General features: G+C 36.5%; 11 protein-coding genes. All 11 read right to left on the bottom strand.

Annotation, left to right across the window (positions count from 1 at the left end; translation table 11 throughout):
• Window positions 1–26: 26 nt before the first annotated feature.
• Complete coding sequence (locus ACRX5O_RS11465; RefSeq protein WP_433906068.1) at window positions 27–1,436, bottom strand: GH1 family beta-glucosidase; 1,410 nt, start codon at window positions 1,434–1,436, stop codon at window positions 27–29.
• Between the two features lie 182 nt (window positions 1,437–1,618).
• Window positions 1,619–1,876 (bottom strand): DUF1292 domain-containing protein, encoded by a 258-nt coding sequence (locus ACRX5O_RS11460; RefSeq protein WP_433906067.1) that lies wholly within the window; start codon window positions 1,874–1,876, stop codon window positions 1,619–1,621.
• A 295-nt stretch (window positions 1,877–2,171) separates the two neighbouring features.
• The gene (locus ACRX5O_RS11455) at window positions 2,172–3,626 is read right to left on the bottom strand and encodes a glycoside hydrolase family 1 protein (RefSeq protein WP_433906066.1); all 1,455 of its coding nucleotides are present in this window, start codon (window positions 3,624–3,626) and stop codon (window positions 2,172–2,174) included.
• 25 nt (window positions 3,627–3,651) lie between these two features.
• Entirely contained in the window at window positions 3,652–5,505 is a 1,854-nt protein-coding gene (locus ACRX5O_RS11450) for a beta-glucoside-specific PTS transporter subunit IIABC (protein WP_433906065.1), read from the bottom strand.
• A gap of 165 nt (window positions 5,506–5,670) precedes the next feature.
• A complete protein-coding gene (locus tag ACRX5O_RS11445) occupies window positions 5,671–6,492 on the bottom strand; it encodes a PRD domain-containing protein (protein ID WP_433906064.1) in 822 nt (273 codons plus the stop codon).
• Window positions 6,493–6,712: 220 nt separating this feature from the next.
• Window positions 6,713–8,065: a glucarate dehydratase gene (gene gudD, locus ACRX5O_RS11440; RefSeq protein WP_433906063.1), complete on the bottom strand. Its 1,353-nt coding sequence runs from the start codon at window positions 8,063–8,065 to the stop codon at window positions 6,713–6,715.
• A gap of 17 nt (window positions 8,066–8,082) precedes the next feature.
• Window positions 8,083–8,967 (bottom strand): 2-hydroxy-3-oxopropionate reductase, encoded by an 885-nt coding sequence (gene garR / locus ACRX5O_RS11435; protein WP_433906062.1) that lies wholly within the window; start codon window positions 8,965–8,967, stop codon window positions 8,083–8,085.
• A gap of 16 nt (window positions 8,968–8,983) precedes the next feature.
• On the bottom strand, window positions 8,984–9,883 hold the full coding sequence (dapA, locus tag ACRX5O_RS11430) for a 4-hydroxy-tetrahydrodipicolinate synthase (RefSeq protein ID WP_433906061.1): 900 nt from the start codon (window positions 9,881–9,883) through the stop codon (window positions 8,984–8,986).
• 25 nt (window positions 9,884–9,908) lie between these two features.
• Window positions 9,909–11,411, bottom strand: a complete 1,503-nt coding sequence (locus tag ACRX5O_RS11425; protein ID WP_433906060.1) for a tripartite tricarboxylate transporter permease — start codon at window positions 11,409–11,411, stop codon at window positions 9,909–9,911.
• A 14-nt stretch (window positions 11,412–11,425) separates the two neighbouring features.
• Window positions 11,426–11,830, bottom strand: coding sequence for a tripartite tricarboxylate transporter TctB family protein (locus tag ACRX5O_RS11420; RefSeq protein WP_433906059.1), 405 nt, complete (start codon window positions 11,828–11,830; stop codon window positions 11,426–11,428).
• Between the two features lie 83 nt (window positions 11,831–11,913).
• Complete coding sequence (locus tag ACRX5O_RS11415) at window positions 11,914–12,963, bottom strand: tripartite tricarboxylate transporter substrate-binding protein (RefSeq protein WP_433906058.1); 1,050 nt, start codon at window positions 12,961–12,963, stop codon at window positions 11,914–11,916.
• Window positions 12,964–12,970 lie beyond the last annotated feature (7 nt).

The following is a 12,970-nucleotide window of genomic DNA, read 5'->3' as shown; positions in this document are numbered from 1 at the left end:
TGATGAAAATCAAGAGGTTGTTTTTCTTATAGCTCTTCTCCTCTCGTTTCAATGATATGCTTGTACCAGTGAAACGACAGTTTTTTCTTTCGGTTCAAATTGTCTTTGTGATCTACATAAATAAACCCATATTGTTTTTTATATCCATTTAACCAGCTTAATAAATCGATAACAGACCAGGCGTAATATCCTTTTAAATGAATGCCTTCTTTAATCGCTTGTTTAACCACTTTCAAATGTTCTTCAATATATTTAATACGAGGAACATCGACAATTTCACCATCAATAATCGGATCCTCATCTCCAAGACCGTTTTCTGTTACGTACATTTTAATGTCTCCATAACGCGCTTTTAACATGTGAAGCCCATCCAAAAATCCTTGAGGGGAAATTTCCCATCCCCATTTCGTATAGGTTTTATCTTCCATTTTTACCGTACGATAAAATGCATCAAACGATGGGTTACCAGGTGCTAGAGTAGATGTTTCCCTTGAGTGTTCTATAGTAGAAACAGCCTCATTTATTTTTTCCACACGAATTGGTTGATAGTAATTCAAACCGATAAAGTCATTCTTGGAACTATTTCTTTTTAAGGTATCAAGTTCTTCTTCTGTCCAATTCGGAGTCCAGCCTTTTTCTTCTAATTGCTTTACAACGTAAGAAGGATATTCTCCTTTTAAAATCGGATCATAATACCAAAAAGTTTCATATTCATTGGCATGTTGAGCCGCTAGCAAGTTCTCTTTTTGATCATCAACACTGTATGCTGGTAGGAATACATGAGTAATCCCAATCTCACCGTAATGATCAAGTTGTTTATAAATTCCTACTGCTTTCGCATGTGCATAAAAAACGTAATGGGTTGCTTGAAAATATTTTTTCTCATCGTTTTGTATCCCTGGTGGATGTGCTCCTTTTAAATAGCCTAATCCACAAAACATCACGGTTTCATTGAACGTAATCCAATGCTTAACACGATCACCAAACGCACGGAAGCAGATTTCTGCATACTTAACAAACGCATCAGCTGTTCTCCTATTTGTCCAGCCTCCATCTTGTTCTAATACCTGTGGTAGATCCCAGTGATACAGGGTAACAAATGGTACGATTCCATATTTTAAGCATTCATTAATGAGATTATTGTAAAACTCCAATCCTTTTTCATTTACCTCTCCGTCACCGGTTGGCAAAATACGTGCCCATGAGACTGAAAATCTGTATGATTCGAGGCCCATTTCAGCCATTAATTTAATATCTTCTTTGTAACGATGATAATGATCGATTGCCACATCTCCATTTGTGCCTTCAAATGTTTTTCCAGGGATCTTAGAGAACACATCCCAATTCGTAAGTCCTTTTCCATCCTCATTCCAAGCACCTTCTACTTGATAAGAAGCAGAAGCTGCACCAAATAAAAAGTCATGTGGAAACTTCATAATAAACCCTCCATATTCATACCAATTTATAAAATTTATAAATATATATTAAATTCATAGGTACAAATTTAATAATGTGATTATACATCTTTTTTCTTTACATGACTACAGAAAGTTTTGTCGGTTTAAATAATAAAAAGAGGCCTTCTACACTCTGCAAGACCTCTCTAAAATCAAACTCCCTATTCTAGTTCGCTAGTACCTTCTACCGCTATTTCATAAGCACTCAAGATGGAATCGACTTCTTCCTCATCCTCAATTCCAACAAGGTATTGCTCGTCTCCTTCATCCTCTACTTTCATCAAGACTGTTTCTGTGTCTCCTTTTAAAAGAGCATAGGTTTTTTCGCCTTGATAAATGATCCCTTCCACAGAGAATTCCTTATTATTTCCATCCTCATCTTCGATTGTAATATAGTCTCTTTCCAGAAAATGCTCCATAGTATAATTCCTTCTTTCAACTTATTAAATATTGAATGATCTTTTTATAGTTACGAAGATATTAATAATCACTATATTAAGATTTGCTTTTATTGTGAGCTCTATCCTCATCAACTATTATCAATTTAAAAACCCTACACAATTTTTAGGGTAGAAGCAATAGTACTTTTTATTATTTGTTAAACCGATAAATGGTAATTTGATTCAGCATTTTTTCCTTTTCTTTCATATATCTATTTTCAAATTTCCTTCCAATCAAAAAAATACTGAAGAAATTTCAGTATTTTTTTACTTCTTATAGGTCTTCACCATTTGATTCAATTACATTTTTATACCAGTAAAAAGAATCCTTTCTATATCTTTTCATTGTTCCATGTCCATAGTCATCTTGGTCTACATAGATAAATCCATACCTTTTTGTCATTTCTGATGTTCCGGAACTGATCATATCAATCGGACCCCACATCGTATAACCAATAACCTCCACTCCTTCTTCCACTGCCAGTTTCATCTGCTCTATATGTTTACGTAAAAACTCAATACGATATGGGTCTTGAACAGTACCATCTTCATTCAATTGATCCATAAAACCGGAACTATTTTCAAGGATAAAGATTGGAAGTTTATATCGATCATATACTAAGTTCAATGTATAGCGTAAACCGATTGGATCAATCTGCCATCCCCATTCATTTGCATCTAAGTATGGATTCTTATACACGCTATGGACATTGCCAGATGTTAATTCAAGTTGATTTGGGTCACTACTAGAAATCATCGAGTTATAATAAGACATCCCCACAAAGTCAGCAGTGTGCTCTTTAATGACTTCTAAGTCACCAGCTTCTATATTTAACTGAATATTTTTTCGATGAAAATAGTTCTTGGAGTAGTATGGATATTCCCCTTTGTTCAACACATCTAAAAAGAATAAGTTCTTCATTTGATCATCTTTTTGCATTTGGAGCGAGTCCTCGGGTTTGCAAGTATAGGCGTAGGTTGTAAAATAGGCTACCATACTACCAATTTTATGATTTGGGTCAATTTCATGAGCTAATTTTGTAACTGTGGCAGCTGCAACAAACTGGTGATGAAGTCCTTGAAATAACATTTGTTCATAGTTATCTTGACCTTCATTTAATATCCCTAAAGTTTTAGCACCAGCCTTTACACTCATATTGATTTCATTAAAAGTAACCCAATATTTTACTTTTCCTTTGTAACGAGTAAATAGGACATCGCAATATTTTATATACAAATCAATTAAACTTCGGTTATACCATCCCCCAAACTTTTCAATCAGCACAATAGGCATATCAAAATGAGAAATGGTGATTAAAGGCTCCATGTTGTATTTAAGACATTCATCTATCACGCTATCATAAAATTTTAATGCCTTTTCATTAGGATTCTGGTCATCTCCATTTGGAAAAACACGAGCCCAGGAAATTGAGTAACGAAAAACTTTAAAACCCATTTCAGCAAATAATGCTATATCTTCCTTGTATGTGAAATAAAAGTTAATTCCTCTTCGTTTTGGATACTTAATCGTATTAGGATCGTTCTTTGCTTCTTGAATCATTTCCATGGTGATTTGCATTTGTTTCGTTACCTTACGATCATTCCTTGGGTTAAATTTCATTACCTCTGGAATGGTTAGGGTTTTACCGTCTTCGTTGTAAGCACCTTCTGCCTGACAAGCGGATAAAGCCCCACCCCATAAAAAATCCTTCGGAAATCCTTTGTTCATATAGTCCACATTCCTTTTCAATTGATTAGCTTACCACTTTTAATAGTTCATAATTTTCGTTTATTAATCCCTTAGATACTGGCAAAATATCTAAATAAGAATCACTATTGGTTACAATCACTGGAGTGATGATATCATAGCCCTCTTTTTGAATTGCCTCCATATCAAACTCTATTAGTAATTCGCCCGATTTTACTTTTTGAGCTTGTTGAACGTGAGAAGTGAAATATTTCCCTTCAAGATTAACCGTTTCTAAACCGATATGAATTAATACTTCAATCCCCGTTTCAGACTTTAAACCTATTGCATGTCGGGTTTTAAACAGAACATCCACTGTACCATCGAATGGAGCATAAACTTTCCCATCACTTGGTATAATTGCTATCCCTTTTCCCATTAATTCTTGTGAAAAAGTTGAATCATCCACTTCTACAAGATCTCTTACTTCGCCTTTAAATGGGCTCATAATTGAAAACTCTCTTTGTACAGATCTTTTATTACTTTTCTTTTCTTCCTTGGCATTATTAGTTTCATTTTCTTTAATACCTGCAACTAATGTAAAAATGAATCCTAAACCAACAGCCATTATGCTACCAATAATAATATAGATATATTTATCTGCTTGATATGTTGATAGACTTAATATTCCTGGTAGCGCAATAGCTGTACCACTCGCATTTACTAAACTATAAAATCCGCCTACAATACCAGCTGCAGCACAGCCAGCAAAGAAAGGTCTCTTATATATTAGGTTAACCCCATATATAGCGGGTTCAGTTATACCGAAAAATGCAGGAATGGCACTTGAACCTGCCGCAGATTTCATGGTTTTGTTCTTAGTTAGGAAAAATACTCCAAGTGCTGCACCTGCTTGTGCTAAGTTAGCTCCGAGTGCACTAGGTAACAAAACAGTATAGCCCAATTCTGCAATTTGTTGAATTTGCATCGGCATTAGAGAATAGTGCATCCCAAGCATTACAAGGATTGGTTTAAAGAAACCTAATAGTCCTCCTGCAATCACCCCAATTGAAGCAAAAAGCAAATTTATTCCTTGTGTTAACCAGTTACCTACATAGGAACCGAAAGGAGCAATGGCAATTAACTCAAGTGGTACCATTATGAATAATACAATCATAGGAGTGAGAATAACCCTTAAAAATTCTGGTATTGCTTTATCAACCATTCTATAAACATAGCTTAATATCCAAACTGATAATATAATCGGTATGACAGAAGATGAGTATCTTACCAAAAGAATAGGTAAGCCTAAGAAATCAATCGATGTTACCCCAGTTTCTGCAACTGCTTTTGCTGCATCCAAAATGGTTGGATGTAATAAAGCTCCAGCTAATGCTATTGAAATATATTCATTTGTTCCAAACTTCCTCGCTGCACTAACTGCTAAGAAAAATGGTAAAAAGAAAAATACAATATCTCCAATCATATTAATAATAGAGATAAAACCGGACTGTGGATCCACTCCAGCAAAGGTGGTAAGGATAATAGATAAACTTTTAACCATCCCACAGCCTACTAATGCTGGGAGGATAGGCGTGAAGATACCTGCAATCGTTTCAAGAGCACGATTAAAGGAGTTTCCTTTCCTTTTTACGTCCGTATGATCTGCAGCTGAAATATTTGCGAGTTTACAAATTTGCTCATACACTGCGTCTACTTTTGCCCCAATAATGACTTGCATTTGTCCACCCTTATTTTGCGCTTTCAATACTCCTTCCAAGCGATCCAATGCTAGAATATCTGCTTTTGAATCATCTCTTAAAACAAATCTTAATCGAGTAGCACAATGCGTTAACTGTGAAATATTATTATCTCCGCCAATCAAATCTATGATTTTTATGGCTAAATCATTATGTTTCATCCTCTTTCTCCCCTTTTATTAGATTTATATATATAAAATTGAAAATGTTTTGAGCTAGCATCACAACAAAGTCAATTTTTCTAAAAAAAAATGACCAAAATAAAGGACAATATTTCCTTTATCTTGGTCATGCCTGATCGAATCAGTAACAGTCCACTAAATTAATTATTTTGTTAATCTTTGTATATGTAAAACTAGATATAATTTCTCGTCCTTGGTACATTTCCATCCATAATTATCACTTAAAAATTTTTCAACCTTTTCGACACACTTTATTTCTAGAGGGTATTTCTCTTGTACTATCTTGAAAAGTGCTTCATTTTCATTTTCCAATGATTTTTGAGAAAATTGTCTAATGATAAAATATCTAATATGTGTAGCAAACCTCGTAAAATTTAGCGAGGTTTCATCAAAATCTTTTTTATAAAAATATTTAATAATTGCTAGTATATCTCCAGTGATTTTTGTAATTTTTCTTGTTTCACTCATTTCACCGGACCCAATTTGGGCATTTACAAAATGAAGTGCAATAGATGTTGTCTCGGATTGAGGTAAGGTGACTCCTGTTTTTTTTCGAATCATGTCAATGGCCACTTGACCTACCTTCGTTTCTTCCGGGTAAAGCGTTTTTACCTCCCATTGCAAAGGATTCTTTATTTGGATTTCTTCTTTCGTTCTTTGCAAGGCAAAACTGATATGATCAGATAAAGTGATAATTAAATTAGGACTTAGCTCCTTATTTAATATTTTTCTACCTTCCTGTATGATCTCTTCAGCTAAAGAAATGTCTTCAAAAGGAATATCATTTAGTAAATCAAACATCTTTAAATTTTTAGGAGCTACATAAATCTTTTCAATAATATCTTCTTCGCTAACCTTATAAGGAGTCTTTTTAAAGCCTAATCCTTTTCCTACGATAAATACTTCTTCCTTCTTATCGTTGATTGCTAATACGACATTGTTGTTTACTTTTTTTATTACATTCATTTCTCCACCCCCCCTAAAAAAAAATAACCGAAAAAGACTTGTTGTATCTTAAGTCTTTTTCGGTTATGCCTGCTTTACCAGTAACAGTCCGATTCGTTCTTTACTATGTAATTATTACAATCTTTGATTGCGCTTACATACTATTGTTACTAGTATTATAGTTTTATTTTATTTTAGTTGTCAATACAAATTAAATTTAATAATTAGTTTTTTCAAAAATTTATCGTACTAGACAAGGTCTTTTATTATTAAAAGTCCAATTTGGAATCAGGTACTGCATGGCAACGGAATCATCTCTAGCTCCTAAGCCCATATTATTGTATACTTCGTTAGCTCTAGAAACTTGATCCATATCAATTTCAATTCCTAAACCTGGCTTATCTGGAATGGAGATATGTCCATCAACTATTGTAAGTGGTTCCTTCGTGAGTCGCTCGATTCCTTCCTGCCAAATCCAGTGAGTATCGATTGCTGTTATCTCACCAGGTGCAGCGGCTGCAACATGGGTAAACATCGCCAATGAGATATCGAAGTGATTATTAGAATGAGAACCCCAGGTTAATCCCCAGTCATTGCACATTTGAGCGACCCGTACTGATCCCTGCATGGTCCAAAAGTGAGGGTCGGCCAAAGGAATATCAACCGACTGCAAGGAAATGGTATGGCTCATCTGGCGCCAATCCGTTGCAATCATATTTGTGGCAGTGGGTAATCCCGTTTGCCTTCTAAATTCAGCCATCACTTCCCGGCCCGAGTATCCATTTTCCGCTCCACATGGGTCTTCTGCATAAGCTAGAATACCTTTCATTTCCTTACATAAATTCACTGCCTCATCTAGCGACCAGGCTCCGTTAGGATCTAAGGTGATTCGAGAATCAGGAAATCTTTCTGCTAATGCTCGAATTGCCTTAATTTCCTCTTTCCCTTCAAGAACTCCACCTTTTAGCTTGAAGTCTTTAAATCCATATTGTTCTTGTGCAGCTTCTGCTAATCGAACAACTGCCTCAGCTGTTAATGCCTCCTCATGTCGTATACGGTACCAATCGTTTGTCGCTAATTCATTACTATAATAAGGTAAGTCTGTTAGTTTTCGATCGCCAATGTAAAATAAATACCCAAGCGTTCTTACTTTTTCTCGTTGTTGGCCTTCACCGAGTAACGCTGCCACTGGGACATTCAAAAACTTCCCAAGTAAATCTAATAGAGCAGCTTCGACTGCTGTAACTGCATGAATGGTAATTCTTAAATCAAATGTTTGGAGACCTCTTCCATTTGCATCACGGTCAGCAAAATTTCTTCTAATCGTATTTAAGGTATTGTTATAGTTTCCGATAGAAGAGCCAACGATTAGTGATTTAGCATCCTCTAATGTTTGCCGAATTCCCTCTCCGCCAGGTACCTCACCCACACCTGTATTCCCACTACTGTCCTTAAGGATTACTATGTTTCTAGTAAAATATGGTCCATGTGCTCCGCTGAGATTCAGTAGCATGCTATCATGCCCGGCAACAGGGATAACTGTCATATCCGTAATGATAGGAGTGGTGTTAACCTTTTCGATCATTGTATTCATCCTGATTTCCCCTTTCTCTATCGGGTCACTTCAATATTAGCGAGTTTTTCGTAATATTTAACTAGACTTGAATGATCTTCAATGTGTTGTCCATCTGCTTTTAAGGCATGCATCATTTCAAGAACAGATGCAGTTAAAGGTAATGGTGCACTTATTTCATGGCTTGTTTCTAAGGCGTTTAGTAGATCCTTTATATGTAAATCAATTCGGAAACCTGGTTTGAACTGTCTATCCATGACTAAAGGAGCTTTCGCTTCTAACACCGTACTACCAGCTAACCCTCCACGTATGGCTTCAAATATGAGTTCAGGACTAACCCCTGCTTTACTTGCTAACACAAGTGCTTCTGACATCGCTGCAATATTAATCGCAACGATCACTTGATTAGCTAATTTCGCTGTATTTCCAGCCCCTATTTCACCAACATGGACTACAGATCCTGCCATCGCTTTCATGATTTCGTAGTTCTGATCAAATATTTCCTTCTTCCCACCAACCATGACCGATAACGTACCATCAATCGCTTTTGGCTCGCCGCCACTAACCGGTGCATCTAACATTTCGACCCCTTTTTCACTTAGAGCAGAAGCAATCTTCTTTGAAGCTAGAGGGGCTATAGAGCTCATGTCAATAAATACCTTTCCTTCTGACATTCCCTCGACAAGTCCGTTTTCTCCTAAAGCGACATCCATTACCTGAGGAGAGTTTGGAAGAATCGTGATGACTACATCACTTCTTTCTGCAACTTCCTTAGGGGTAGAGCCCGCATCAACTCCTAACTCTTCAAATTCCTCTGTAACTTCTTTATTTCTATCAATAATCACTAGGCTATATCCCGCTTTTATCAAATTCTTGCACATAGGTTTCCCCATAATCCCAAGACCAATAAATCCAATTTTCATAACATCCCACTCCTATTTACTGTACTTTTTGATACACATCTAGCTGTTTTAGCACTTCAATTAGTTTTACCTTATTTACAGGTGATAGTTTCTTAACGGGTCCTAACGTAACCCCTGCATTAACCCCTACAAGGTTTAACGCTTCTTTCATGACCACTGGGAAGCTACCCAACCCAAAAGCTAATCGTAATGGAGCAAGCTTAAATTGCAGTTCCCTTGCTTTCTCAAACTCACCTGCAACATATGCATCGTAAATACCTGCTACAATTGCTGGTGCTACATTTCCAGTACTAGCAATTCCACCTGTGCCACCATAACAAAGATTTGCAAAAATCAAAGTATCTCTTCCAGCTAGAACATGAAACTCCTTACCTTGCGTGCGTCTAATGTACTCTGCCATCTTTGTCATATCTCCACTGCTATCTTTAATTCCGATAATATTATCTACTTCAGATAGCTCTACACATGTGTCCGGTGAAATACTAACGTTCGTTTTTTCGTCATTTCCATATAAAATTATAGGTAGGCTAGTAGATTTAGCGATTTCTTTATAATGCTCTTTTAGTTCTTCTTGATTCGGTGTGACAAAATATGGGGTTAAAACAGATACCGCAGAGATCCCTCCAACTTCCTCCGCTAAACGAGCCGTTTTGATACAATCTCTTGTTGTAATCTCACTAGCCCCTGCATAGATAGGGACACGTCCTGCTATGTGTTCAACTGTAATCTCTAAGACTCGTTTTTTTTGTTGATCACTTAAGCCATAAATTTCTCCCGTACTACCTAATACAAAGACTCCATGTACCCCACCTTGAATGGTATAATCAATTACTTGGCGAAGCCCATCCTCTAATAAATTCCCTTGTTCATCCAATGGAGTTACAAGAGCTGGAATTACCCCTTTAGGCTGAAACATATAAATTCCTCCCTTTGAACATTTTTTATGCCGGAGTATTCACTCCATTATCTGAAAGCTTGGTTTTTCTGCTTTGTACTAGTGAATATACAATGGAAATAAGGATTAATCCCCATAGAACTAGGGCAATAGGTCCTTTGGTGAAAAAGATCGTGACATCTCCTCCACTTCCTTTTAGAGAATCAATAAAATACTTCTCTAAATCTTTTCCAAGGATGAATCCAATCAGGAATGGCGCTACCTGAATACCTATCTTTGTAAATACAAAGCCAGCTAATCCAAATAAGACCAATGTCCAAACATCAAAAATCACTCCGTTGTTAATGGCATAGGCACCGACTACACACATCACAATGATGATTGGATAAATAATTTGTTTAGGAACATACACTAATTTGGCCATGTATTTGATTGCCAAGAACATCATAAAGAACATAATGACGTTTGCAATAAGCAGGGCGTAGACAATTCCACCCCATAGATCAGGATTTGAAGTAATAAATAGTGGTCCGACTTGGATTCCTTGAAGTAAGAAAGCACCTACTAAAACAGCGGTTGTGCTGTCTCCAGGTATCCCTAATGATAAGAGAGGAATTAATGCCCCTCCCGTTAATCCATTATTCGACGCTTCACTTGCGATGACTCCTTCAGGCTCTCCTTTTCCTAATTTTTCAGGATGTTTAGAGAAGTTTTTCGCTTGAGAATAAGCTAGGATCGAAGCAGCACTTCCCCCCACGCCAGGCAGTATGCCAACAAAGGTACCAATCACAGAGGAACGAATTGTATTTATCCATTGACCATTAAACACCTTAAACGAGAATTTATCTTTTTTACTGAACTCAAACTTTTGATATGGAGAAGACTTCATACCCGTTTCAGCTTCTTGCAGAATTTGAGTAATCGCAAAAAGCCCGATTAGAACTGGTAATAAAGCAAAGCCATAATACAATTCATTTTCTAAAAACGATGGTACTAATCTTAATTGATTATTGTCTTCAAAGAACCCAATTAAGCTTAAGTACACCCCAAGAAAACCACTAAATATACCACCTAATAAGCTACCACTAGATAATGAAGCAATAACGGTTAAGGCAAAGAGGATAATCAGAAACTTTTCCACGGAGGAAAAGTCAATCGCTACTGAAGCGAGAACGGGTGCAAAGAAATATAGGATAGCTAAACTGAAGATCCCACCAATTAACGAAGCTGTAATCCCTACCTTTAGCGCACTTTCTCCTTGCCCTTTTTGTGTCATCGGGTAACCATCAAAAGTGGTACAGATAGAGGAAGGAGTTCCCGGAATATTCATTAATATTGCCGGTACCAATCCGCCGCTAATTCCCCCCACATACAAACCAAGTAACAATCCTAGAGAGTCAATTAAATCAAGTGCATAAGTGATTGGTAGAAAGATAGCAATCGCCATCGTTGCCGTCATCCCAGGGATTGCCCCAAATATAATTCCTACAAAAACCCCAACTATACATAGAATGATAGACAAGGGTGTTAAAATCTCAAACGCTTCCACAGTAATCACCGCCTTTACGGTAGAGTAATATCAAATAAGTATCCAAATAAAAGCCACACAAGAACGGACGTGGTCACTGAATTCAACAGTGAGATGATCAAAGTATTTCGCTTCACGTCTCCTCTTAACAGTATCGTTAACACAAACATAAAAATAATCGATGCAGCAATAAAACCAATCACTTCAAGGAAAAATACATAACCGAGTAATAATAGAATGGTTCCGAAAAACTTCAACTTATCAAAGTTTTCTGCCATGATTCTATTAAAAAATATTTTTTTATTCCCACTTTTCATTCTCTTGAACACTTGTTGTACAAGAATCGCTAGCAATAAGATGATTAAAATGGTCTGTATAATTTTCGGAAAGATTAGATGGTACTCACTATACGTGATTTCCATGGTGAACAAATCTTTCATCATTATTTCACCTGCCCTTACATTCCTATGGTGATCTTTATTCTACGAAGTACCACTATACGTGGTACTTCGTATCTAGTTTTTTAGTTAGCAGTTATTTCATTAAGATCTGGACCATTTTTAATGATGTTACTTAAGATATCTCTTTTTTCAGTAAGATGAGCCTCTGCTTCTTTCATTGGAATATGGTTTACAATGAAAGCGTTAACATCTAAGTCCTTAGCATAATCAGGATTTTTTACAACTTCAGAGATTGCTTGATCTAATTTGTCTACAAACGCCTGATCAATGTCTTTAGGTAAAAGGAAGAAGTATTCTTTGTCGAAGGTAAATTCCTTCCCATCCACTTTAATACCTTGCTCTGCAAAAGTTGAAATTTCGTAACCTTCTAATCTTTCAGAAGAAGTGATTCCTACAAATTTCATCTTAATTTTGTCTTCTACTCCCTCTTCTGTATACTGAGCATTGGATGAAACAGAGCCATGAATAATATCGACATTGCCATCCCATAAAGCTTGGTCTTTATCACTTTGTGAACCAGTTACATAAACCTTAATACGGTCTGAAACTTCTGTACCGTACTCTTCTTTCACCCATAAATAATAGGCATCAAAACCAATCTGTGATACACCACCCGCTTCAATTGCTACCTTTATCGTTTCTTCCGGGTTGTTTTTTAACCATTCAGCAGATTCAGCCATTGTATCAAAAGGAGCATCAGCCTTAGCTAAAAATGCATTTCCTGGGTTTAAGGCAACAACAGGTCCTACTGTCCAATTTTCTAAAGAATATTTTTCGTCAAAGCTTCCATATTCTACACCTAGATAAGCCATATCATGGAAGAACATAACTGAACTGCCATCCGTTTTTGCTTTTGCTAGCTCATCAAAGGCACGATTTGCTCCAACGGCATCTACTTTTGCATTTGTATCTAGTTCTTTTTCTAAATATCTTGTAACTGCATCAGCGTTTTGGTAAGTATCCCCACCCGTCGAACTTGATCCAATTAATACGCGTACCCTAGAGACATCAACCTTCGTAGAATCCTCATTGCTAGAAGCTTTTTCTTTCCCACAACCAGCTAAAACAGTACCTAGCACAAGTACAAAAAGCATAATCCACACTTTTTTCATTACAAGC

It is taken from the genome of Robertmurraya mesotrionivorans, assembly GCF_050971805.1.
In the GTDB taxonomy this organism is placed as follows: domain Bacteria; phylum Bacillota; class Bacilli; order Bacillales; family Cytobacillaceae; genus Robertmurraya_A.
This window is presented reverse-complemented; position numbering and strand designations above follow the sequence as displayed.